At 69.6% G+C, this 23,718-nt stretch carries 21 protein-coding genes and 2 pseudogenes; 14 read left to right on the top strand and 9 right to left on the bottom strand.

Annotated features, from left to right (window positions below):
* Positions 1 to 5 precede the first annotated feature (5 nt).
* Positions 6 to 446 (top strand): annotated as a pseudogene (locus HLH25_RS20615) (NADH-quinone oxidoreductase subunit B family protein); the annotation flags it as partial.
* On the opposite strand, the gene HLH25_RS00455 reads toward HLH25_RS20615, so the two are convergent.
* The 3 genes from HLH25_RS00455 to HLH25_RS00445 form a co-directional block, all read right to left on the bottom strand.
* Complete coding sequence (locus HLH25_RS00455; RefSeq protein WP_246400732.1) at positions 338 to 1,312, bottom strand: CDP-alcohol phosphatidyltransferase family protein; 975 nt, start codon at positions 1,310 to 1,312, stop codon at positions 338 to 340. The pseudogene HLH25_RS20615 and the gene HLH25_RS00455 overlap by 109 nt on opposite strands.
* A gap of 5 nt (positions 1,313 to 1,317) precedes the next feature.
* The gene (locus tag HLH25_RS00450; RefSeq protein WP_182972191.1) at positions 1,318 to 1,995 is read right to left on the bottom strand and encodes a phosphatidylserine decarboxylase; all 678 of its coding nucleotides are present in this window, start codon (positions 1,993 to 1,995) and stop codon (positions 1,318 to 1,320) included.
* A 74-nt stretch (positions 1,996 to 2,069) separates the two neighbouring features.
* The gene (locus tag HLH25_RS00445) at positions 2,070 to 2,795 is read right to left on the bottom strand and encodes a class I SAM-dependent methyltransferase (RefSeq protein ID WP_182972190.1); all 726 of its coding nucleotides are present in this window, start codon (positions 2,793 to 2,795) and stop codon (positions 2,070 to 2,072) included.
* 72 nt (positions 2,796 to 2,867) lie between these two features.
* Here HLH25_RS00445 and gloB point away from each other — a divergent pair, with 72 nt between their 5' ends.
* From gloB to phaR, 3 genes are all read left to right on the top strand, one after another.
* Complete coding sequence (gloB, locus tag HLH25_RS00440; protein WP_182972189.1) at positions 2,868 to 3,596, top strand: hydroxyacylglutathione hydrolase; 729 nt, start codon at positions 2,868 to 2,870, stop codon at positions 3,594 to 3,596.
* Between the two features lie 230 nt (positions 3,597 to 3,826).
* Positions 3,827 to 4,423, top strand: coding sequence for a glutathione S-transferase family protein (locus HLH25_RS00435; protein ID WP_182972188.1), 597 nt, complete (start codon positions 3,827 to 3,829; stop codon positions 4,421 to 4,423).
* 289 nt (positions 4,424 to 4,712) lie between these two features.
* Positions 4,713 to 5,357 (top strand): polyhydroxyalkanoate synthesis repressor PhaR, encoded by a 645-nt coding sequence (gene phaR, locus HLH25_RS00430; RefSeq protein ID WP_246400730.1) that lies wholly within the window; start codon positions 4,713 to 4,715, stop codon positions 5,355 to 5,357.
* Positions 5,358 to 5,387: 30 nt separating this feature from the next.
* On the opposite strand, the gene HLH25_RS00425 is transcribed toward phaR, so the two are convergent.
* From HLH25_RS00425 to HLH25_RS00400, 6 genes are all read right to left on the bottom strand, one after another.
* Positions 5,388 to 6,476, bottom strand: a complete 1,089-nt coding sequence (locus HLH25_RS00425; protein ID WP_182972186.1) for a DUF2125 domain-containing protein — start codon at positions 6,474 to 6,476, stop codon at positions 5,388 to 5,390.
* Positions 6,477 to 6,781: 305 nt separating this feature from the next.
* Complete coding sequence (locus HLH25_RS00420) at positions 6,782 to 7,552, bottom strand: lysophospholipid acyltransferase family protein (RefSeq protein WP_182972403.1); 771 nt, start codon at positions 7,550 to 7,552, stop codon at positions 6,782 to 6,784.
* A 111-nt stretch (positions 7,553 to 7,663) separates the two neighbouring features.
* On the bottom strand, positions 7,664 to 8,290 hold the full coding sequence (locus tag HLH25_RS00415; protein WP_182972185.1) for a YdcF family protein: 627 nt from the start codon (positions 8,288 to 8,290) through the stop codon (positions 7,664 to 7,666).
* Entirely contained in the window at positions 8,290 to 9,285 is a 996-nt protein-coding gene (locus tag HLH25_RS00410) for a cell division protein FtsX (RefSeq protein WP_182972184.1), read from the bottom strand. The genes HLH25_RS00415 and HLH25_RS00410 overlap by 1 nt, the downstream gene beginning before the upstream one ends.
* Positions 9,278 to 9,958, bottom strand: coding sequence for a cell division ATP-binding protein FtsE (locus HLH25_RS00405; RefSeq protein ID WP_182972183.1), 681 nt, complete (start codon positions 9,956 to 9,958; stop codon positions 9,278 to 9,280). The genes HLH25_RS00410 and HLH25_RS00405 overlap by 8 nt, the downstream gene beginning before the upstream one ends.
* A 25-nt stretch (positions 9,959 to 9,983) precedes the next feature.
* On the bottom strand, positions 9,984 to 10,394 hold the full coding sequence (locus HLH25_RS00400; protein WP_182972182.1) for a hypothetical protein: 411 nt from the start codon (positions 10,392 to 10,394) through the stop codon (positions 9,984 to 9,986).
* A 170-nt stretch (positions 10,395 to 10,564) separates the two neighbouring features.
* On the opposite strand from HLH25_RS00400, the gene HLH25_RS00395 reads away from it, so the two are divergent.
* From HLH25_RS00395 to hslU, 10 genes and pseudogenes are all read left to right on the top strand, one after another.
* Complete coding sequence (locus HLH25_RS00395) at positions 10,565 to 11,074, top strand: chemotaxis protein CheW (RefSeq protein ID WP_182972181.1); 510 nt, start codon at positions 10,565 to 10,567, stop codon at positions 11,072 to 11,074.
* Positions 11,067 to 12,455: a CheR family methyltransferase gene (locus tag HLH25_RS00390; protein ID WP_182972180.1), complete on the top strand. Its 1,389-nt coding sequence runs from the start codon at positions 11,067 to 11,069 to the stop codon at positions 12,453 to 12,455. Before HLH25_RS00395 ends, HLH25_RS00390 begins: the two co-directional genes overlap by 8 nt.
* Positions 12,456 to 12,469: 14 nt before the next feature.
* Complete coding sequence (locus tag HLH25_RS00385) at positions 12,470 to 13,015, top strand: chemotaxis protein CheW (RefSeq protein ID WP_182972179.1); 546 nt, start codon at positions 12,470 to 12,472, stop codon at positions 13,013 to 13,015.
* A 6-nt stretch (positions 13,016 to 13,021) separates the two neighbouring features.
* Positions 13,022 to 14,704: a methyl-accepting chemotaxis protein gene (locus HLH25_RS00380; protein ID WP_182972178.1), complete on the top strand. Its 1,683-nt coding sequence runs from the start codon at positions 13,022 to 13,024 to the stop codon at positions 14,702 to 14,704.
* Positions 14,705 to 14,713: 9 nt separating this feature from the next.
* Entirely contained in the window at positions 14,714 to 16,813 is a 2,100-nt protein-coding gene (locus HLH25_RS00375) for a hybrid sensor histidine kinase/response regulator (protein WP_182972177.1), read from the top strand.
* On the top strand, positions 16,807 to 17,898 hold the full coding sequence (locus tag HLH25_RS00370) for a chemotaxis protein CheB (RefSeq protein WP_375288946.1): 1,092 nt from the start codon (positions 16,807 to 16,809) through the stop codon (positions 17,896 to 17,898). Before HLH25_RS00375 ends, HLH25_RS00370 begins: the two co-directional genes overlap by 7 nt.
* A pseudogene (locus tag HLH25_RS00365) lies at positions 17,898 to 19,786 on the top strand (response regulator). The gene HLH25_RS00370 and the pseudogene HLH25_RS00365 overlap by 1 nt, the downstream one beginning before the upstream one ends.
* A complete protein-coding gene (locus HLH25_RS00360; RefSeq protein WP_182972176.1) occupies positions 19,783 to 21,774 on the top strand; it encodes a response regulator in 1,992 nt (663 codons plus the stop codon). The pseudogene HLH25_RS00365 and the gene HLH25_RS00360 overlap by 4 nt, the downstream one beginning before the upstream one ends.
* Positions 21,767 to 22,357 (top strand): ATP-dependent protease subunit HslV, encoded by a 591-nt coding sequence (hslV, locus tag HLH25_RS00355; protein WP_182972175.1) that lies wholly within the window; start codon positions 21,767 to 21,769, stop codon positions 22,355 to 22,357. The genes HLH25_RS00360 and hslV overlap by 8 nt, the downstream gene beginning before the upstream one ends.
* Positions 22,357 to 23,673: an ATP-dependent protease ATPase subunit HslU gene (gene hslU, locus HLH25_RS00350; protein ID WP_182972401.1), complete on the top strand. Its 1,317-nt coding sequence runs from the start codon at positions 22,357 to 22,359 to the stop codon at positions 23,671 to 23,673. The genes hslV and hslU overlap by 1 nt, the downstream gene beginning before the upstream one ends.
* The last annotated feature ends 45 nt before the right edge of the window (positions 23,674 to 23,718 follow it).

Genomic DNA, 23,718 nt, shown 5'->3' with positions numbered 1-23,718 from the left:
GGGGCTTGGCGCTGCTGCGTGCGATCTTGACGCGGGGATTCCGGCCCGCCATCCGCCTGCCGGCCGTGGGGACGATGGCGGTGTTTCACGTGGAGACCGGTGGCTGCGAGGGGTGCGCGATGGAGGTCGCGGCGCTGGATGGCGCGGCCTATGCGTTGCCCAGGGCGGGTGTGCGGTTCGTGACGACGCCGCGTCTGGCGGATGTGCTGCTGGTGACCGGGCCGCTGACCCGCGCCATGGCCCCGGTGCTGGAGGCGGCATGGCATGGCATGCCCGACCGGAAGGCCCTGGTCGCTGTTGGGGCCTGTGCGATCGACGGTGGCCCGTTCGGGGAGAATTATGCCGTTCTGGGCGGGCTGGAGGGCCGGGCGCCGCTGGATGCGTCGATCCCCGGCTGTCCGCCTTCGCCCGCGGCCATCGTTGCCGGGCTGGCCGGGCTGCTGGGGGCGTCGGAGCCGTCTTCCTCGGCCTGAAGGGCCAGGGCTTCCTGCTTCAGGCGGCGGAAGCTGCGGCGGCTGAGGGGCAGCAGGGCGATATAGATGACGCCGGCGGCGGCCAGCGCGCCCCACGGGTCGGCGACCAGCACGGCGGCATAGGCCCCGGTGCCCAGCATCAGCGGCAGCACGTAGGCCGACGGGACCTTGAAATTCTTGAACGACCAGACGGGCAGCGTGGAGACCAGCAGGAACGCGGTGCCGCTGAGCGTCAGCGCCGGGAGGATGGGCAGGCGGGTCATGTCATAGAGCTGGTTCCAGCCCAGCTTGCGGGCCTCCAGGCCCAGGAACAGCGGAAACAGCGCCAGCCCCGCGCCGGCGGGAGCAGGGACGCCGGTAAAGAAATTGCTGGCGTATTTGGGCTTGTCGGTGTCGTCGAGGCTGGCGTTGAAGCGGGCCAGACGCAGCGCCATGCACACGGTGAACATGATGCAGGGCAGGTAGCCGTAGCGCCCGGCGTCGCGCAGCGCCCACAGATACAGGACGAAGCCCGGCGCCACGCCGAAACACAGGAAATCGGACAGGCTGTCGAATTCCGCGCCGAAGCGGCTGGTGCCGCGCAGCAGGCGGGCGATCCGCCCGTCCAGCCCGTCGATGCACGCCGCGATCAGCAGGGCCACCGCCGCGTCGCCGAACCGGTCGTCCAGCGCGAAGCGCATGCCCGTCAGCCCCGCGCACAGGCCCAGCATCGTCATGATGTTGGGAATCAGCCGGTTGAAGGACGGGCCGCGAACGCGGGGCCGCCGCCTGCGGATCAGCCGCCGCCGCCGCCGGGGTGCGGCGGGGGCGGAAGAAGGGGGGATGTCGGGCAGCGCCATCGGGGTCAGAGACGCGCCATGACCGTTTCGCCGCCGATCATGGTCTGGCCGGCCGTGACCAGCGGTTCCACGCCCGGCGGCAGGTACAGGTCGGTGCGCGAGCCGAAGCGGATGAGGCCGAAGCGCTCGCCGGCCTCGTAGGTCATGCCTTCCTCGGCGTCGCACAGGATGCGCCGGGCGATCAGCCCCGCGATCTGCACCACCGCCAGGTTGCGCCCGTCTTCCAGCGTCAGGCGCAGGGCGTTGCGCTCGTTCAGTTCGGACGCCTTGTCGAGGCTGGCGTTGAGGAACTGGCCGGGGTGGTAGGCCACGCGCGTGACGGTGCCGGCGGCGGGCATGCGGTTGACGTGGACATCCAGCACCGACAGGAAGGTGGCGATGCGCCAGACCGGTGCGTCGCCCATGTCGAGCGACGCGGGGGGGGCGATCTTTTCCACCGACACCACGCGGCCGTCGGCCGGGGCGACCGCCAGATGCGGGTCGGCCGGGGGCACGCGCTGCGGGTCGCGGAAGAAATAGAGGCAGAAGCCGAAGAACAGGCCCGCCGCGCGGCTGAGCCAGCGGGCCGGGCGCCAGGGCAGGAGCCGGGCCGCCACGGCGGTGGCGCCCGATGCCAGAAGAAAGGGACGGGCTGCCGGATGCGGCCGCGCGAGGACGAGCTTGATGGACTGGATCAGGGACATAGGCCGAGCTTCATGAGGTTTGCGGGGGAATGGGTCAAGCGTGGCGGCCAGTGTGGCATGGATCGGAGGGCCGGTCAGCCGGGTTCGTAGATCCGTCTTGGCGCGCGGATCAGGGCGGGGGCGGTGACGGCCGGAACGCCGGACCAGACATCCTTCACCGCCTCGATGACGAAGACGCCGCCCAGTTGCGGCAGCAGCATGTGGCCCGCATTTTCGGCCAGTGCGGCGGCGCGCCGGTGCCCGGCCCCCGGCGGCGGCATGAACAACGCGCCGTCATGGCGTTCGGCGCACAGGAGGGCCTGCGACAGGCGCCGCGCGATCTGGCGGGCGGAAAAGGGCTCGCCCTGGCCGAAGGGCGTGCCGTCGGAATGCGCCCACCAGCCGGCGCGGTTGGGCACCACCAGCAGCAGGCGGCCATGGTCCTTCATGACTTTCCACACCGAACGGATCAGCGCGTCGGGCCGCTGGGTGACTTCCAGCGCGTGGACCATCAGCACCCGGTCGAAGGACAGGTCGGGGAAGGGCAGGCGGTCTGCGGTGACCACGCAGTCGCGTATGCCCTCGGGCGTGACGGCGGGGGCTTCGCGGGTGACGGGGGTGTTCAGGCGCGCCGATATGCAGGGTGGGCCGTCCGGCCTGGCCCAGAGCGGCAGGAAGGGTTGGGTAAAGCCCAGCCCCAATATCCGGTCGCTGCCCGTGCGGGGCCAGAAAGCCTGCATGCGGTGCCGCAGCAGGCGGGCGGTGTTCTCACCCGCTCCGCTCGCGTAGAATCTGGCCGCGGTGCAGATATCGTCTTGCATCACACCTGATTAGCACAAACTGTTGGACGATGCCGGGATGCCCCGGAACTGCATACGAGACGGAGACAGATCATGGTGCTCGTCATTCGCCCGGTCCCGATCCTGACCGACAATTACGCCTGGTTGCTGCGCGACGAGGAAAGCGGCGCCACGGCGCTGGTCGACCCTGCCGAGGAGGCGCCGCTGGTTGCGGCCGTGGAGGCGGCCGGCGGCCGGCTGGACCAGATTTTCCTGACGCATCATCATGCCGATCATGTGGCGGCGACGGATGCCCTGCGCAAGCGCTACGGGGCGATTGTGACCGGGGCCGCGGCCGATGCCTACCGCCTGCCGATGCTGGACCAGGCGGTGGATGACGGTGACGGCGTGACGCTGGGCGGGGCCATCGGCACCGTGATGGAGATGCCGGGCCATACGCGCGGGCATATCGCGTATTATTTTCCGCTGACCCCGGCGCTGTTCTGCGGCGACACGCTGTTCAGTCTGGGCTGCGGGCGGCTGTTCGAAGGCTCGCCGGAGGAGATGTTCCATTCGCTGCGCCGGATCGCCGCCCTGCCGGATGCGACGCTGGTCTGCTGCGGGCATGAATATACCCAGTCCAATGCGCGCTTCGCGCTGGCGGTCGATCCGGACAATGCCGCTTTGCGCGAGCGGGCGGCCGAGATCGACAGTCTGAGGGCCGAGGGGCAGCCGACGGTGCCGGTTCGGCTGGGGGTGGAGAAACGCACCAATCCGTTCCTGCGCGCGCCCGACGTGGCGGCGTTCGCGCGGTTGCGGCGGGAAAAGGACGGCTTTCGCTGAGGATGGCGGCCCGGCTGGTTCCGGCGCGTCGTGCCCGTCCGGCAGCGTGGCCGGTTGCATGCTCTGTCGAAGAAGAGCGATGTCTCCGCGTTTTCGGAGACCAGGCCGTCATAGCGGTTTTTGCGTGAGACCGGTCTGTCGTGCGAAACATTCCGGGCCTGAATGTGGCTGACGATGCCGGTTGCCGCCGGCCCGGTGCCGACTTGCCGACTGTCCGAGGATATTGCCTGATGAAGCTCTACCATGCCCCGCTCAGCCCTTATGCGCGAAAGGTGCGGGCTGCGGCCATTCTGCTTGGCCTGGAGACCCGGCTGACGGAAATCGTGGTGCGGGTCGCGGACGCGCCGCCCGAGGTGCTGGCGGCGAATCCGCTATGCAAGATCCCGACCCTGGAACTGCCGGATGGGGAGGGGGTGTACGACAGCCGCGTCATCGTGGATTATCTGGACGGGCTGGCCGGTGGGGGCCGGCTGGTGCCGGCCGAGGGAGACGCGCGCCGGCGGGCCTTGCGGATGCAGGCGTTGGGGGATGGGCTGGCCGATGCCGCGATTCTGGTGCGGACGCTGATCCCGGCGGGACTTGCGCATGACCATCCGCTGGTCCAGCGGCAGCTTGCGGCGGTCTGGCGCAGTCTGGACCGGCTGGAAAGCGCGCCGCCCGCGCTGGAGCCGATGGATATCGGCGGGCTGTCGGTGGCCTGTGCGCTGGGGTATCTGGACGTGCGCTTCGCCGAGGACCCGTGGCGGCGCGATCGTCCGGCGCTGGCGGACTGGTACGCGGCGGCCAGTGCCCTGCCGTGCCTGGCCCGGACGGCGATATCCCCATAGCCCCATCCTGATGGCACCCGGCCGATCGGCCGTCGGGTGGCCGGCGGCGTGGCCGGTCATCGGAGCGGGTCGCGGCACCTGCGGGCGGTTTGCGCGTCTGGCGCTGCGCGGCCGTGCATCGGGGGGATGGTCATGCTAGGGTCCGCGCCCCCGGTGCCCATATTCGAGGCGATCGCGCGGGGAACGCGCTGGGTGGATGGTCGTTTTCGCGTTGTTTCGCCGGGGTTTGCCCGGCGGTTCGTTTCATGCTCCGGCCATCTGCCGGCCCAGCCCGTCGATGGAGGGTATATTGCCGGATGCCTGTCGCCCGTGCGGCCCGATCGTCATCAAGAAATACGCGAACCGACGTTTGTACGATACCGAGCGCTCGATCTATATCACGCTCGACACGCTGGCGGATATGGTGCGGTCCGGCAAGGAGTTCGTGATTTTCGATGCCCGTACGGGCGACGATATCACGCGCGCCGTCCTGACCCAGATCATCATGGAGGAAGAGACCAAGGGGCGGGCCATGCTGCCCGCGTCCTTCCTGCGGCAGATCATCCGGTTTTATGGCGACAGCATGCAGGGGCTGGTACCGGAGTATCTGGACCAGATGATGGAGCAGTTCACCGCCAACCATCAGCAGATCCGCACCACCATGCAGCGGACGATGGAACAGTTCCTGCCGCCCGGTATCGAGCAGCTTGGCCGCCATGACATCGAGATGATGGACCGGGCGATGTCGATGTTCGCCTCGCTCTACCGGCCGGAGGCGGGACCCTCGTTTTCGGCTGGCGCGGGGGGGCGTGACGAGGGGAGCGGTCGTGCCGCGCCGGTGGACGAAATGGTGCCCGAGGCCGTGGAGAGCATGGAAGAGGAAGTGACGCGCCTGCGCCGCGAGGTGGCCGAGTTGCGGGCCGTGCTGGGGAGGACGCCCGGCGTGAAGGGCTGACGCCGCCGCGCCACTTCAGGGCAGCCCGCTTCAGGGTAGCCAGTCCGTGACGTGACCTAGAGGCAGGGCGCCGATGAAGACCATGCCGGCGTTCAGGCGCAGGGGCAGGCTGATGGGGCGGTCGGTGAGGGCGGGCGTGTCGGGCGTGGCGGGGGCGGTGATGACGCCGGGAGCGGCGGCCGCCAGTTGGTCGATCGCCGCGACCAGATGTGTGAGGTCCGGTGACAGCGTGCCGGCCCGATCGAGCGCGCGGACGGTCTGGCCGATGCCCGCGATGGACAGGGTGAAAGCGCCCTCGGGACCGCCGGGCGCCGTGAGGTGGGCGATTCCTGCCGCCGACAGGGAGAGGTGCGTCCAGCGCGCGTGCAGGTCCTGCACCAGCAGGGGGATCGCGGTGCCGCCGGGGAAGGAGACGGTCAGGCCGGCATCGGACAGGCGGTGCGCGTCGGTCGGGGCGGTGGGCAGCGGCCAGGCGGGCGGCAGGTCGATCGTGGCGGCGTGGGTGGTCATGGCGACGCGGCTGGACTCGGGGCCGGCCTGGCTGTTCCAGAGGCCGTGGCCGCGCAGGTCGTGCAGCGTCAGGTCCGTGCTGTGGCCGTCCGGGTTCAGGATCTGGAGGGTGAGGGAGCGGGCGGTCCAGGCTGCGTGACCGGTGGCGGCGTCGGCTGGCAGGCCGAGCGGCAGGAAGAGGCGGGCATTTTCTGTCTGGAGCCTGAGCGCCTGCTGGGTGTCGGGGCCGGTCAGGCGGGCGGCCTGCGTGTTGCCGGGGTCGATCCGGAGCGTCATGGGGTGCAGCAGGGACAGGGACAGCGTGATCCTGTCCGCGCCCCAGGCGATGGTGCGGTTGCCGGCCGGGCCGTTCAGACGTGGATTCCGGAGGGTGAGGCGGGCCGTCAGCGGGGAGCCGCCCCGTGTGGTCTGGCCGGGGTCCAGCGTCCAGCCTTGTCGGTGTAGTTGCGTGTGCCAGTTTGTGACCGTTCTGCCCAGTTCATGCTGCGCGGTCTGCCAGGCCAGGCCGTCGAGGGCCGCGAACCCGAGCAGGGCGAGGGCGGCCCGGCGTGGCCATTTGTGTCGGCTGGGCCGGCGCGGGCGCGCGGGTCGGGGAGCGTGCTGGGACATGCCGTACTTGATAGGGCACTTTCCGGAAGGCCGGGAACAGATTGATTCACAAATGTTTCACGTGATTACCCGCTCTGGAAAAGAGCGGGGGAGCAAATTTATCCACAATGAAGGGCAGCCGGGTGCATGACGCGGGGCCAGGGCAGGCCGCCGGCCGGTGCCATGCCGGGTCTGTCAAGAGAGAATGTTAAAAACGGGTGTAAGTTTAATAAGTTATTACGCGTTTTTCCACCGCCCTGCGCGGAGGAGCGCGGCGTGGCGGCCGGTGGCGGGAGAGGGATGCGCGGCGGTGGGCAAACGGACAGTCACAGGCTCATGGAATGACCGCTTTGACTGCCCACAGAGTTATCCACAGGCTTGTTTGTGCCCTCGGTCCTGTCGAACTGGTTGGACAGGTCCTGCCACGCTGCTGTGATTCCGCTGAGAATGCCGGCCTTGCCCAGATCGGCGGGGAGTGCCGGGCCGATGGCGATATGGATGGGGCCGGGGCGTTTGACGAAGGCCCTGCGTGACCAGCGAAGGCCGGAATCGGTCGCCGCCGGGACGATGGGCAGGCCGGCATGGGTGGCCATGGCGACGATGCCGGGATGCAGTCGTCGCGTCTCGCCGACCCTGGCGCGGGTACCTTCGGGGAAGATCACGATCTGGCGCCCGTCCGCGACGGATCGGTCGGTGGAGATCAGGAGTGCCCGCAGCGCCTTGGCGCGGTCGGCGCGACGCACTGGAATCATGCCTGCCAGGAGCAGCATCGGCCCGAAGAGCGGGATACGTGTCAGTTCTTCCTTCATCACATAGGCGGGACGATCGACCAGATTCATCCAGACCAGGGCGTCGAAGGCCGATTGATGTTGGGCCGCCAGCAGGCACGGCCCCTTCGGCACATGCTCGCGTCCCGTCACGACGATCGTGATCCCGCAGATCCGGCATAGTCCCGCCAGCGAAAGGCGCGTCCATAATTTGGCGTAGGGCAGCGCGTAGCGGCGGGCAAACACGCGGATCGGCATCGCCGCGATGCCCATCACGATCGTCAGCAGGACGAAATAGAGATTGAAGAGGCAGGTGCGGACGAAAATCATGGCGGGCGGGGGGCGTTCCGGACGGGTGAGGCACGGCATGCGTGCGGCGTGGCGCGTACAACAGAAAAACGGCCGGGAGACAAGGGTACGAAGGCGCGGGACTGGTCGCCGTCAGTTCTGGGCCCTGGTCGTCATGTTGCGGGCCAGGCCCAGGCTGGCCATCAGCCATTTGTCGTATTCCGTCGCCATCAGCCGCACGGAGGAACCGCGCAGCGGCGATTGCAGGGCTGGCGGGCGGACCGCGTAGGGGTAGAGCGCCACGTCGGGCAGGGTGCGGTGGATTTCCATCATCGCGCGGCGGATGTGGTAGCCGGCGGTGACCACGATCAGCGAATGGAGGCCGTTGTCGCGCGCCCATTGCGCTGTTTCGTCGGCATTGCCGATGGTGGAGGTGGCGTGCCGGCCCAGCGTGACCTGGTGCCAGAGCCCCGCCGGCAGGCGGGCCGCCATGTCGGGTGGGAGCGCGCCGGCCACGGTGGCGGTCGTGGCGTGGGGGGCGACGCCGGAGATCAGCAATTGCCGGGCCTGCCCCTGGGCCAGCAGCCGCAGCGAGGCTTCGATGCGGCCCTGTCCGCCGGTCAGGGCGACGATTCCATCCGCCACCGGCGGGCGGAGAGGCGATGTGAGCGCGTCGTGGACGAACCATGCGAAGCCCGCGCCCCACAGGAGCATGCAGCCCAGCAGGCCCGCCAGCGTGCCGAGAAGGAAGCGTCTGGCCGCGCCGTCGTCCGGTTTCATTATGGCAGGGTTCGCAGCCAGGCGCGCACCGTGGCCTGGGTGGTCAGCCAGCCGATCAGCGCCGCCGCCGGTGCCAGGGCCAGCAGGGTGGCGACCAGGGGCGGGGGCAATGTGTCGAGCAGCATGTGGGCGCGCGTCGCCCAGTCCGCCGCCGCCATCGCGGCCGATGGGGGAAGGGGGGCTGCGGTCGCGAAGGGGGCGGCGACGTGGGACAGCAGCACCAGGAGCGGCAGCGCCAGCACGCTGCCGGCCAGGCCGCCGATGAAGGCCAGCAGGGCCGTCCGGCGGGCGAAGCGCCCGGCGATGTAGCCGTCGGTGGCGCCCATGGCGTGGATCAGTTCGATCGGCATGCGGCGCGCCGCCAGCCCGGCGCGGGTGGTGGCCATGATCAGCACCACCGCGATTCCGGCCACGATCGCCACCGCCAGCAGCGCGCAGCTATGCAGACTGTCGGCCAGCCGGCCCAGCCGCGCGCCCCATTCGGCGTTGCGCTCGACCAGCGTGCCGGGGGCGATGGCCGCCAGCCGCCGGGCCAGCGCGCCGGCGTCTTCGATGGGGCCGGTGGCCAGATGCAGTTCGATGATCGCGGGCAGGGTGAGGGCGAAATCGTTGTCGCGGCCCAGCCAGGGGGCCAGCAGGGCGTCCAGCTCCGCCTTGTCCAGCCGGTGGACGCGCGCGGCGCCGGGGGTGTCGGCGAGGGCGGCCAGCACGGCGTCGGAGCGGGTCAGCGGGGTGGTGGGGGTTTTTGCCGCTGTCGGTGCGTCGGGATCGGGGACCTGGACGGTCAGCATCGCTGCGGCGCCGCTGGACCAGCGGGCGGAGAGGATCTGCGCGCCCGTGGCGCCGGCCAGCGCCAGGGCCGCCAGCACGGCCATGGCCGCCACCAGCAGGGGCAGCAGCCGGTCGGGCAGGGCGCGGCGCAGGGCCAGCCCGTCGGCGCGCCGGGCCTGGTTCCAGCGGGTGAAAAAGCCGGTCTGGTGCGCGCGTTCAGCCATCGCGCACCAGCCTGCCCTGGGCCAGTTCCAGCTCATGGGCCGGGTAGCGGCGGATCAGGGACTCGTTATGGGTGGCGACCAGGATCGTGGTGCCCAGGCCGGACAGGTCGCGGAACAGTTCCATCAGCCGGTTGGCCTGGAGTTCGTCCAATGCGTTGGTGGGTTCGTCGGCCAGCATCAGGGCCGGGCGGTGGATCACGGCGCGGGCGATGGCCACGCGCTGCTGTTCGCCGCCGGAAAGCTGGGGCGGCAGGGCGGTGGCGCGGGACGCGAGGCCGACCCAGTCGAGGATGGCGTGGACTTCGTCGCGCACTTCGTCTTCCGGCCGGCGTTGCAGGCGCAGGGGGAGGGCGATGTTGTCGAAGACCGGCAGGTCGGGCAGGAGGCGGAAATCCTGATGCACGATGCCGATGCGCCGCCGCAGCCGGGCCAGCGCGGCGCGGCTGGCATGGCCGATATTGCTGCCCAGGATTTCCAGCGTGCCGGCGGTCGGGCGCGCGCCCAGGGCCAGCAGGCGCAGCAGGCTGGATTTGCCGGCCCCCGACGGGCCGAGCAGCCAGCGGAAACCGCCCTGCGGCACCGCGAAGGAGATCTGGCGCAGGGCGATCGGCGCCGAGGCGCCGGAGGCGCCTGGGGCATCGTAGCGGAAACCGACGTCGCGGAGCCGGATCACGGGAGAGGGGCGGGCAGGATCGGCGTCACATCTCGCGCGCCGCGACGGCGGCGAGCGTGGCGCAGAGGGCGGCCGCCGCCATCATCAGAAGCCCGTCAGTGACCAGCGAAGCGGCCGTGACGATATGCGACCCGATGACGATCTGATGCGGGATGGTGCCGGCGACGTGGGTGACGATGTCGCGCGTCTGCGGGTCGGCGGCGGCGGCGCTGGTGCCGATGGCGCCGACGATATGCGGGAGCGCGCTCCAGCCCACGCCCAGGATCAGCACCAGCGGGGCCAGGAGTTCCGTGACCTGCTGGACGAAATAGAAAAGCCCGTAAAAGACGGCGCAGATCGCTACACGCGCGATGCGGGCGATGGGGAAGCGCGACGGTCCTTCCGCGCGGGGCGGGAGGAACCGGTCGGTGGCGCGGTCCGAATTGAAACTGTCCATGACGGTCGGATCTCCGGCGGCGGCTGCGGCGCGCCCGATCTGCCGGGAACGCATCCCTGCCGGAGGTAGCCGTCACTTGTATTAAATGCAATCTTCGGGGAGAAAAGGAGGCAGGAAACGCGCCGGAAAGGCATTGCCGGACCGGCTCGGATGGAAGGCAGCAAAGCCCCGTGTCAGTGGCCGTCGTCATCTTCCGTCTTGTGGATACGTGCTATGGCCTGCCCGCGCCCGCGGTGCGGGAATGCATGTCCATGCCGGCGCTTGTCCGCCCGGCCGGGACCCCCGCGCCGGTGCTGGGATTTTTTCGCCTGGGTGCCGAACGGGTGGTGGCGATCGACCTTGCGGCGTTGCTCGGCCTGCGGAGCTGGAGCGTGCCGGAGGTTGACGCGATGCTGTATCGGCCGCTGCTGCTCTGCGGCCCGGCCGAAGGGGTGAGAGTGGCCTTCATGGTCGATAGCGTGCTGGATGTGCGGCAGATGGCGGGGGCCGTGACGGCGTTGCCCGCCGAGGGCGTGCCGGCCGGCGGCTGGCTGACGGGGGAAGTCGAACTGGCCGGAGGAATGACCGCCTTGCTGATGGACCCGGATCGGCTGCTGATGGAGCGCGAGCGGCGGCGGATCGAGTCCCTGGCGCTGGACACGGCATTGCGCGACGCCCTGTGGGAGCGTGCGGATGGCTGACCGGCAGCGTGCCCTCGAACGGCTGGCCACCCGGATCGTCGCGCGGACCGGGCTGCATTATTACGCCGACAAGATGGACCTGCTGGAAATGGTGCTGCGGCGGCGCATGGAGGCGTGCGGCTGCGCCGAGCCGATGGATTACCTGTCGCGGCTTTCGGACGATGCGGCGGGCGAGGCCGAGTGGCGGGCGCTGGAATCGGCCGTGACGATCGGCGAGACGTTCTTCTTCCGCTATGCCGAGCAGTTCCATGCGCTGGAACGCACGATCCTGCCCGATTTGATCGCCCGGCTGCGCCCGGTGCGCACGATCCGGATCTGGAGCGTGGGCTGTTCCAACGGTGCCGAGCCGTATTCGCTGGCCATCCTGATGCGGCGCCTGCTGCGGACGCGGGGCGAGCAGGACTGGACCGTCGAGATCCTGGGTACCGATATCAGCGAACAGGCGCTGGAGCGGGCGCGTGCCGCCGAATATGGCGCGTGGTCGCTGCGCGATGTCGGTGTCTCGGAACGGCGGCAATGGTTTCGCCCCGCCGCGTGCGGGCGGCACTGGGTTCTGCGCGACGTGTTTCGCCGGATGGTGCGCTTTGAATACGGAAACATCATGGACCTGCCTTCGGGCGGGGGGCCGGCGGGGCCGTTCGACCTGATCCTCTGCCGCAACGTGCTGCTTTATTTCGAGGAGACGCAGGCGCTGGACCTGATGCGGGCGCTGGCGGGCCGGCTGTCGCCGCCGGGGTGGCTGCTGCTGGGCCATTCGGACCCGATCGGCGAGTGCGGCGGCGTTCTGGAAACGGTGACGTTTAGCGGCACGGTGGCGTTTCGGGTGGCGGGCTCTCGCCAGGGGCCGGTCGCGCCGCGCCGCTGCGTGCTCTCCCGGTCGCCCGATCCACGGCCTGGCGTGCCGGTGCCGCGCCCGCCGGCGCGGGAGCCTGCGCGCGATATCGTTGCCCGCGCGGATGCGGGGCTGGCGCGGGCGGAGGTGCGGGCGCTGGCCGATCGCGGGGCGGTGGCCGAGGCGCGGGCCTGCTGCGGCGCGGCGCTGGCGCTGCATCCGCTGGATGCGGGGCTGCATTTTCTCTCCGCCGTGCTGGCGGAGGATGCCGGGGCCGCCGGGGAGGAGTTCCGGCGCACGCTTTACCTGGATCGCGCGCACATCATGGCGCATGTCCATCTCGCCCGGCTGCTGCGGGATGCCGGGCAGGTGGACGAGGCCGAACGGATGATGCGGCAGGCGCGTGCCCTGCTGCACCGTCTGCCGCCCGCCGCGCCGGTCCCCGATGGGGATGGCCTGACGGTTGCCGGGTTGCTGCGGCTGGTTGGCGGGGATGGCGACGACATGGCTGAGGCCGCGCCGTTGCTGCTGGCGCGGAGCGTGTTCTGAACGGTCGCGGCTTCATGCCCACGCCGAACGCGGCATGCGAGGGTGCCGCCGGGGGCGCGGAGGGCTATGCCCGCCGGGTGATGGCGGAGCGGGCGCGGCTGCTGGCCGCGCGCGGGCAGGCGCCGAGCGACGATGCGGGGCGGCGCGCGGCGGTGATCCTGGATGTGGGCGGGCAGGGCCATGCCATCGACCTGCATCATGTGCTGCGCATGACCGAACCGGCCTGGAGCGCCATGCCCAGGCGCCCGGACTGCCCGGCGGCGGTGCGGGGTGTGTTTGGCCATGTCGGCCATCTGTATACAGTGATGGATCTGTCGGTTCTGCTGGGCGGGGCGCCGATGGATCATGCGGGGGCGATGGCGTTGCTGCGCCCGGTGGCCGGCCTGCCGGTGGCGCGGATCGCGCTGCTGGCCGGGCGGACGCTGGGCGTGGACGATGTTGTGGATGCGCCTGCCGCCGTTTCCGTGCCCGGTCACCCGATGGCGGCCCTGCCGGACGGGCGGCTGGTTGCGGTACTCGATCCTGCCCGCCTGTTTGCCGCGCGTTCATTCGGAGTCTGACCTGTCGTGACAATCGCCAATCGTCTTCTGTTCGGGTTTCTGGTCGGTGTGATGCTGATGGTGTCGATCGGCGTCTATGCGCTGGGGCAGATCCGCAATGTCCGCGACGAGATGACGGTGATCGTGACCCGCGACCTGCTGGTCTATCGGCACCTGAACCATCTGCGGGTGCTGGAGAACGATCTGGTCGCGCGGCGGCTGTCGATCCTGTCGCATTATTACGCGCGGGATTACCAGAAGGAGCCGGCGAAGCTGGATGCCGCGATCGCGGACTGGACCGGGATCGACCGGCAGGCCGAGGACACGCTGGTGCAGGCGCTGGCCGCCGCCAGCCAGGCCGACGACGAGGCGCGGATCGACGCGCGGCGCGCCATGTTCGCCACCATTTCGACCCGCCTGCGCGAGGCGCTGGACCAGGCGCGGCAGAATGCCGAGGCGGTATCGGACCTGTTCGCGGCGATCCGGCAGGGCGACGATGGCGCGGTGCGCCAGCAATCGGCGCGTTCGGACACGCGCGACCAGACTATCGACCGGCTGATCTCCGAGGCCGGAACCACGCTGGATGGCGGGGTGCAGGCCGGGGAGACGCAGAGCAGCGCACTATATGAATTCAGCCGCCGGTCGCTGATCCTGGGGCTGACGGTGGCGGTGATCGTGGCGCTGATCGTGACCTTCTGGACCCGGCGCTCGATCCTGGCGCCGCTGGCGGCGCTGATGCGGGTGATGGAACTGGTGGGGCAGGGGGACCTGTCCACCCATGTGGCGGGCGGCGGGTCCGGCGGGGGACGGGACGAGTTCGAACGGCTGGCCAGCGGCCTGAACCGGATGATCGACGGCCTGCGCGAGATCGCGCAGCAGAGCCGCGACGCCACGCGCAACCTCGACGCGGCGGTGGCCGATATCCGCGCCTCCGCCCAGCAGCAGGCGGCGAGCGTGGAGGAACAGTTCGCGGCGGTGCAGGAGACGGCGGCGACGGTGGACCAGATCACCCATTCCGGCGCGCAGATCAGCAAGCGGGCGCGGGAGGTGATCTCGTCGGCCGAAACCATCGTCCATAGTTCGGCCAGCGGGCTGGAGGCGGTGGAGGAGACCGCGCGGGCCATGGAGCGCACGCAGGAAGGCGCCGAGGCCGTGGCGTCGAACATCGTCGCGCTGTCGGAGCGGACGGATGCGATCAGCGAGATCATCACCGCCGTCAACGATCTTTCGGAACGCTCGCACCTGCTGGCGCTGAATGCGGCCATCGAGGCCGCTGCCGCGGGCGAGCACGGTCGGTCGTTCGCCGTGGTCGCGGCCGAGATGAAGATTCTGGCCGACCAGTCGCGCGATGCCACCCAGCATGTGCGTTCGATCCTGGGCGACATCCAGCGCGGCATCAATACCTCGGTGATGCTGACGGAAGAGGCGGTGAAGCGTGTTTCCGCCGGCAAGGAGCGGACCGACATCGCCTATCGCACCATCGAGCGGATGACCGGCGGCATTGAGGAAGGGGTGAATGCCTTCCAGCAGATCGTGGCCTCGACCAACCAGCAGCAGATCGGCATCGAGCAGGTGATGACCGCGTTGCAGAGCATCCGCCAGGCCAGCCAGCAGACGGCGGCGGGAACCCGCAACCTGGAAGCCTCGGCCAGCAATCTGGGCAGCCTCTCGCACCAGCTTCTGGCCATTTCCGCCCGTTACCGGACCTGACGGCCGGCCGTGGAGGCTCTGCGACAGGAACTTCTGGCGGTCTTCGATGCCGAATATCGCGACCATCTGCGGGTGGTGCGGGATATTCTGGCCGCCGGCCCGCTGGATGGGCGCGGGATCAGCGAGATTTTCCGGCGCGTGCATTCCCTGAAGGGGGCGGCCCGCGTCGTCGAGCGCGCGGATATCGAGACCATCGCCCACGCGCTTGAGAGCCGGCTGTTCGGGCTGCTGGACGGGCAGCAGCCGGTGACGGCGGAGGATCTGACGGCCATCGGCGCGGCGATGGACCAGATCGACGCCCGCATGCAGGATGTCGGGGAGCCTTCGGCCGAGCCTGAGCCGGGCTCGGCGAGCCCGCCAGCGCGCGAGGAAGTGGCCGACAGCTATGTGCAGGTGCCGGTGTCGCGCCTCGATGCGCTGGTCGGCGTGGTGCATGACATGATGGGCATTGCCGAGCGGCAGGAGCGGTTGTGGGCGGATCTGGAGGATCTGACCGCCACGGCCGCGCGGCGGGTGGGGCCGGCCACCGATCCGGCGGTGGAACTGGCGCGGCTGACCCGTGCGCTGTCCGCCCTGTCGCGCGAGCGCGGGCGGATCGCGGGGCAGGCCGACCGGGCCATGATGCGGCTGGAGGAAGAGGTGCGGGCGGTGACGCTGGTGCCGGCCGGGACGGTTTTCGGGTCGTTGACCGGCATGGTTCGGCAGATCGCGCGCGAGCATGGCGGCGGCGAGGTGACGGTGCGCCTGCTGGGCATGGAGGTGCGGGCCGACCGGCGGGTGATGCAGGCGCTGCGCGACCCGGTGATCCATCTGCTGCGCAATGCCATTATCCATGGGCTGGAAAGCCCGGCCCGGCGGCGGGCGGAAGGCAAGCCGGCGGAGCCGGTGCTGACGCTGTCGGTGCGGATGCTGGGCGTGCGGCTGCTGGTATCGGTGAGCGATGACGGGCGGGGGCCGGACCTGGAGGCGATCGCCGCGCGGGCGGTGCGTCAGGGTTTGATGCAGCCGGATGATCCGCGCCTGCCCGAGACATTGCTGGGCATGGTGTTCGCGCCCGGCTTTTCCACCAGGGCGGCGGCCGACCGGATTGCGGGACGGGGGATGGGCCTGTCGGTGGTGGCGGAGGCCGCGCGGGCCTTGCAGGGCTCGGTCCGCATGGAAGCGGGCAGTCCGTGGGGGACGGTGGTGACGATGGCCGTGCCGGTCTCGCGCCGGCAGCGCACGACGCTGGTGGTCGAGGCCGGGGAGATGACGGTCGGGCTGCCGGGGCGGGTGATCGAGCGGTTGGCGCGGGTGCGGCAGGCCGATGTGCGCATGGTCGATGGCCGGGCCTGTTTCTCTCTGGAGCGGCGGCGGGCCGTGGCGGGCGGCGGGGCCGGCGCGGCCGTGCTGGTGCCGGTGGCGCCGTTGGTCGCCTTCCTCGGTCAGCCGGATGCGGCGTTGCCGGTGCATGACGGGGCGCTGTCGGTCGTGGTGCTGGGCATGGCGGACGGCGGGTGTTGCGGGTTTGCCGTCGACCGGATGCGCGAGGTGCGGACCCTGCATATTTCCGACGCCGAGGCGGTGGGGCTGGACAGTGAATTGATCCCCGGCGTCGGCTGGCCGCGCGGCGATCGGCCGGTTTTCGTGCTCAGCCCCGATACGCTGCTGGAGCGGTGGCAGAAGGCGGGGGCGACCGGCGGGTATTTCGCCGGGGCCGACGATGCGGTGCCGGAGGGCGGGGGGATGGCGCCCCGGCATGTGCCGACCGTTCTGGTGGTTGACGATTCGATTACCACACGGACTCTCCAGAAGACGATCCTTCAGACCCACGGTTATGATGTGCTGCTGGCGACGGATGGTGTCGAGGCGCTGTCGTTGCTGCACCGGTCGTCACGCCGGATCGACGTGATTGTGACGGACGTGGAGATGCCGCGGATGGATGGTTTCGCATTGCTGGACGCGGTCAGGTCCGACCCGCGCCTTTCGCGGATTCCGGTGGTGCTGATGACCTCGCGCAATGAGGAAGCCGATATACGGCGCGGACTGGAAGGCGGAGCCCGGGCCTATGTGACCAAGCAGGGATTCGAGCAGGGCGAATTGCTGGACATCATCCGGGGCGTATTGTGACCGGCCGGGCCGGACTGCGCGTCCGGGTGCTGGTGGTGGAGGATTCGGCGGTGGTCCGGCATGTGCTGGTGCGGCTGATCCGCGACGATCCACGGCTTGAACTGCTGGAAGCGGTGGAAACGGCGGAGGAAGCGCTGCGCCTTGTGCCGAAGCTGCGGCCCGACGTGATTTCGATGGACGTGCGGCTGCCCGGCATGGACGGGCTGGAGGCCACGCGGCGCATCATGGCCGAGTGCCCGACGCCGATCGTGATCGTCAGCGATTCCTCGACCGATCCGGCGTTGCGGATTTCGATGAACGCGCTGCGCTCCGGTGCGCTGTCGGTGGTGCAGAAGCCGGCCGGCTGGCCGGTCGACGCCGCCGGAGGGGCGGCGATCGCGACCCAGCTTTACATCATGAGCCAGGTGCCGGTGATCCGGCATCGGATGCGTTATGGCGCGGTCGCGCCGGTTGACGGGGATGTGCTGCCGCCGCCGCGCCTGCGGCCGCGTCTGGTCGGCATGGCGGCTTCGACCGGCGGGCCGCAGGCCTTTGCCCATATCATGGGGGCATTGCCGGCCACGTTCCCCTGGCCGATCCTGCTGGTGCAGCATATGGGCATGGGGTTCATGGAAGGGTTCGCCGCCTGGCTGGATACCCAGACGAAGCTGTCGGTCGGGCTGGCCCGGCAGGGGGAACTCATGCGGCCGGGGCATGTTTATGTCGCGCCGGCCGAAACGCATCTGACGCTCGGGCCTGGCGACGAGATCCGGTTGGTGAGCGCGCCGCCGGTGGGCGGGCAGCGGCCTTCGGCGACCGCCCTGTTCAGCTCCATGGCGCGGGTGGGGGCCGGGGCGATCGGCGTCCTGCTGACCGGCATGGGGGAGGATGGGGCGATCGGGCTGCGCGATCTGCGCCGGGCGGGGGGATATACCATCGCCGAGGACCGGAGCACGTCGATCGTGCATGGGATGCCGGGGGCGGCCGAGCGGCTTGGTGGCGTGTCGATCAGCCTGCCGCTGGGGCAGATCGCGCCGCATCTGGTTGCTGTCGCTTCGGCCGCGGTACCCCTGCCGGCGGTGGTCGGGATGGAAGGGCGGGCGTGATGAACGACGCCTCCGAAGGGCCGCCGACGCTGCTGCTGGTCGAGGATTCCGACACCCAGGCGTTGCGGATACGCCGGATGCTGGAAGGCCATGGCTTCGCGGTGACGCGGGTGGCCAGCGGCGAGGCCGCGCTGGATACGCTGGATACGCGGATAACGGATCTGGTGGTGGCCGATTACCATCTGCCGGGGATGAATGGCGGGCAGATGGCGCGCCAGCTTCGCATGAGCGCCGCCACCCGCATGATCCCGGTGCTGATGCTGACCGAGGGCGGCGAGCCGGGCCTGGAGCGCGAGGGGCTGGAGAGCGGCGCCGACGCCTACGTGCCCAAATCGGCCGAGCCGGATCTGATCGTCTTTCGCATCCGCGCGCTGCTGCGCGAGGGGGCGGGTACGGGGGGCGGGCAGCGCGCGGATGCCAGCCCGCTGTTTCGTCGCGCGCGGATCCTGATCGTCGGGGGGGAAGGCGCGCGCGCGCGGGCGTGGTGGCGGGGCTGGCGGCCCTGATGCGCAATGACGGGCATGATGTGACGGTGATCGGGTCGCCCGGCGCGATGGCGCGGGACGACTGGTTCGACCCCGTGCGCGCGCCGGACTGCGTGGTGGTCGATCTGGTGTCCGACCGGTTCGACGGCATCGCCTTCTGCCAGGCGCTGGACGATCTGCGGCAGGATGTGGTGGTGGCGGGCGGCGGGGCACCGCGCATTCTGGGCCTGAGCGGGCCGGGCGCGGCGCGGGGGTTTTTTCCTGCGCGGGCGTTCGAGGCCGGGGTGGACGATATCGTGGCCGACGATATCGAGCCCGATGTGCTGGCATTGCGGATTCGCGCGCTGGTGCGGCGCAAGCTATTGCAGGACGATGTGCGGCGCATCGAGCTGGACCGGCAGGCGCGCGAGATCGCGGTGGAGGCCGCGCGGGCCGAGGCGGCGGCGATTGCCTCCAAAGCCTCGCTGGCCGAGGCGCTGGAACAGGCGAATGCCGAACTGGCCGATGCCAACCGCCGGCTGATCGAAACCCAGGGCAAGCTGGTGCAGACCGCCAAGATGGCCTCGCTGGGTGAATTGGTGGCGGGCATCGCGCATGAGATCAACAATCCGCTGGCCTTTATCCTGGCCCACAAGGATACGGTGGCGCGGCTGCTGGCGCGGGTGATCGCCGAGGACGAGATGGCCGGGGACGCGGATGGCGAGCGGCATGCCACGCTGATGAAATGCCGCGATCGCGTCGGCTCGATGAGTCTGGGGCTGCGGCGCATCCAGAACCTGGTGCTGAACCTGCGGAAATTCTCGCGGTTGGACGAAGGGCTGTTCCAGGTGATCGACGTGCCCGAGGCGCTGGAGACGGTGCTGGCGCTGCTGACGCAGAAATTCGGCAACCTGATCGTGGTGGAACGGGATTATCGCGCGCCCGAGCGCCTGTACTGCCAGTCCGCGTTGCTGAACCAGGTGATGATGAACATCATCAGCAATGCCGCCGATGCGATCCATTCCATGCTGGAGGAGGCCGGGCAGGGCGGCGACGCCACAGGACCGGCGCGGGGGGTGATCCGGATCGTCACCGAATTGCGGGTGAGTCCGGCGACGGGCGAGCAATGCTATGTCTTTATCGTGACGGATAACGGGCCGGGCATTCCCGCTGAGGTGAAGGAACGGATCTTCGAGCCGTTCTTTACCACCAAGCCGGTCGGGGCGGGGACGGGGCTGGGGCTGGCCATCGCCTATAGCGTGGTGCAGGCTCATCATGGGACGATCACGATCGCCGATGCGGTGCAGGGCGCCGGGGGCGCCAAGGGAGGACGGGGAAGCGTGTTTACCATTTCGGTGCCGTGGCAGCCGCATTTCGAGGCGATGGCCGAGCCTGCCCGTGGCGTGACGGAGATGCCGGCGTGACCGATCGCCCCGTCGTGCTGCTGGTGGATGACGAGCCCGAGATCCTGGTGGCGCTGACCGATCTGCTGGAGGATGATTTTACCATTCTCTCGACCACCTCGCCGGTGGAGGCGCTGACTATCCTGGCCGGGCGGCGCGATGTCGACGTTATCGTGTCGGACCAGCGCATGCCCGAGATGGGGGGCGACGTGATGCTGGCGCGGGCGCGGGGGCTGTGCGACGCGCAGGCGATCCTGCTGACCGGGTATGCCGATATCGGCGCGGTGGCCGCCGCGCTGAACCAGGGGCGGATCTCGTTCTATTCGCACAAGCCCTGGGATGGGGATGCGCTGCGCGCGATGGTGGTGCAGGCGGCGCATCGCCACAAGCTGGAAGGCGAATTGCAGACCGAGCGGATGCTGCTGCGGGGGTTGCTGGGGAATCTGCGCGCGGGGCTGGCCTTCAAGGACCCGGATGGGCGGTTTATTCGCATCAATCGCAAGGCGGCCGCCTTCTATGGCCGGGACGAGGCCGATTGTCTTGGACGGCGGGAGGAAGACCTCTCCGACCCCGCTTTGCTGCCGGCGGTGCGCGCGGCCGAGGCGCGGCTGGAGGCCGAGGGGCGGGACGAGGAAGTGATGTCCGTGCCCGGCCCTGGCGGCAGCGTGACGTGGCGGGAGTTTACCCGCGCGCAACTGGGGGTGAACAGTCGGGGCGAAGCCTATTCGGTGCTGATCAATCGGGACATCACCCGGCAGCGGGAGATGGAAGCCCGTCTGCGCCAGGCGGAGAAGATGCAGGCGCTTGGCACCATGGCCGGCGGAATCGCCCATGATTTCAATAATCTGCTGACGGCGGTGATGGGCTCGCTGGAACTGGCCGTCGATATGGGCGAGGGGCTGGACGACCGCACGACCCATCTGCTGGACAATGCGATGGGCGCGGCGCGGCGCGGCGCCGATCTGACGCGGCGGCTGCTGAATTTCAGCCGTCCACGGGATCTGAGCCTGCAGCCGGTCGATGTGAATGCCCTGTTGCGCGGTCTGCACGATCTGCTGGTGCAGGGGGTGACCGCGCGTCGGCGCGAAGGGGCGGCGTCGCGCGCGCCGGTCGAGATCGTGGTCGAGGCGACGGACCCGGCCGGGGACGTGCCGATGGTGCGGACCGATGCCGGGCAACTGGAACTGGCGCTGCTGAATCTGTGCCTGAATGCCAGCGATGCCATGCCGGATGGCGGCATGATCATGCTGTCGACGCATGTTGCGCGGCTGGAAGCGCCGGCGGTGGAAGGCGACCTGCCGCAGCATGACCTGCCGGAAGGCGCGTATGTGGTGGTGTCGGTGGCCGACCAGGGCACCGGCATGGCGCCGGAGACGCTGGCGCGGATCTTCGAGCCGTTCTTCACGACCAAGGATGTCGGTCGGGGGACCGGGCTCGGCCTGTCGATGATCTATGGGTTCGTGCGGCATGCCGGGGGCGATGTGCGGGTGACCAGTGCGCCGGGGCAGGGGACGCGGGTGGATCTGTACCTGCCGGTCCATCGGTGCCCGGCGGCGGCCCTCGATCGGCCGGAGGTGCTGGTGCATCGGCCGGTCCGCAAGGGGTTGCGGGTTCTGGTGGTGGATGACGAGGATACGGTCAGGACCGTGACGGCCGGTTTTCTGCGCGGCATGGGGCATGAGGCGATCGAGGCGCCGGGTGGGGACGAGGCGCTGGCGCGGATCGGCGCGATGGCGCCGCATCAGCCCGACCTGGTGGTGCTGGACGTCATGATGCCGAAAATGGGCGGCGAGGAGGCGGCGCGCCGGATCGGGGCGCTGTGCCCCGATACCCGTATCCTGTTCCTGACCGGCTATGCCGACAATGCGGTGCTGCCCGAGGATGCGCTGGTGCTGCGCAAGCCGTTCACGCAGGCGGAATTGTCGGGGCTGTCGCCCGCGCGATGGGTGGATGATGGGGCGGCTCTTGTCCTGAGGCGCGAACGGCCTATTTCTTTCAGTCATGCATAACTTACACGCGACTCCCCATGATCCAGTCGGCTGGCATGGAACGACGATCCTGTGCGTGCGACGCGGCGCGCAGGTGGCAATGGCCGGTGACGGGCAGGTGACGCTGGGCGCCACCGTCATCAAGGGCAATGCGCGCAAGGTGCGGCGGATCGGGCCGGCGGGCACCATCCTGGCCGGGTTTGCCGGTGCCACCGCCGATGCCTTCACCCTGCTGGAACGGCTGGAGGCCAAGCTGGAGCGCTTTCCCAACCAGCTTGAGCGCGCCTGCGTCGAACTGGCCAAGGACTGGCGGACCGACCGCTATCTGCGCCGGCTGGAGGCGATGATGGCGGTGGCCGACATCGAGCGCTCCTTTACCCTGACCGGCAATGGCGACGTGCTGGAACCTGAGGATGGCATCATCGCCATCGGTTCGGGCGGGAATTACGCCCTTTCGGCCGCGCGGGCGCTGGCCGAAATCGATGGTCTGTCGGCCGCCGAGATCGCGCGGCGGGCGATGCGGATCGCCGGCGAGATCTGTGTCTATACCAACCATTCCGTGATCCTGGAGACGCTGGGCGAGAAGGGCGGGGAGAACGCATGATGGATATTCCCAATCATTCCCCGCGCGAGATCGTCTCGGAACTCGATCGCTTCATCATCGGCCAGGGCGACGCCAAGCGCGCGGTGGCCATCGCGCTGCGCAATCGCTGGCGGCGGGCGCAGTTGCCCGACGGGATGCGCGACGAGGTGGTGCCCAAGAACATCCTGATGATCGGGCCGACCGGCTGCGGTAAGACCGAGATCGCCCGGCGGCTGGCGCGGCTGGCTCAGGCGCCGTTCCTGAAGGTGGAGGCGACCAAGTTTACCGAGGTCGGGTATGTGGGGCGCGATGTGGAGAGCATCGTGCGCGATCTGGTTGAGGTGTCGCTGAACATGCTGCGCGACCTGCGGCGGCGCGACGTGCAGGCGCGGGCCGAGCAGGCGGCGGAGAACCGGCTGGTGGATGCGCTGGTGGGCGAGGGGGCATCCGCCGACACCAAGGGCAAGTTCCGCCGCATGCTGCGTGCCGGCGAACTGGAGGAGAAGGAGGTCGAGATTTCGGTCGCCGATGCCCAGAGCGGGCCGGGCATGGGCGAGATGCCCAACATGCAGCCCGGTACCGTCATCAATTTCTCCGACATGATGAAGGGGTTGATGAACCGTGTGCCGCAGCGCCGGAAGATGACCGTGGCGGCGGCGCGCGAGGCGCTGACGCGCGAGGAAGCCGACAAGATGCTGGACAACGATGCCCTGGTCGGCGAGGCCGTGGCGCATGCCCAGGATCATGGCATCGTGTTCCTCGACGAGATCGACAAGGTGTGCGCGCGGTCGTCGGAAAGTGGGTTCCGGGGCGGAGATGTCTCGCGCGAGGGGGTGCAGCGCGATCTGCTGCCGCTGATCGAGGGGACGACGGTTTCGACCAAATACGGGCCGGTGAAGACGGACCATATCCTGTTCATCGCCTCCGGCGCGTTCCATATCGCCAAGCCGTCGGACCTGCTGCCGGAATTGCAGGGGCGGTTGCCGATCCGCGTGGAGCTTTCACCGCTGACGCGCGAGGATCTGCGGCGTATCCTGACCGAGCCGGAACATTCGCTGCTGAAGCAATATACGGCGCTGCTGGGGACCGAGGGGCTGGATCTCGATTTCTCGGACGACGCGGTGGATGCGCTGGCGGAACTGGCCGCCGACATCAACGAGCGGGTCGAGAATATCGGCGCGCGGCGGCTGGCGACGGTGCTGGAGAAGCTGCTGGAGGAGGTGTCCTTCACGGCGGCGGATCGCTCTGGCCAGACCGTGCGGATCACCGCCGCCGATGTGCGCGACCGGGTGGAGCCGCTGGCCAGCAAGGGCGACCTCAGCCGCTTCATCCTCTGAGTTTGTAGCCGTAAACGCGCGCTGGCGGCGGGCGGCGATCCGGCC

Origin of the sequence: Gluconacetobacter dulcium, from assembly GCF_014174165.1 — a bacterium.
GTDB lineage: Bacteria > Pseudomonadota > Alphaproteobacteria > Acetobacterales > Acetobacteraceae > Gluconacetobacter > Gluconacetobacter dulcium.
This window is presented reverse-complemented; position numbering and strand designations above follow the sequence as displayed.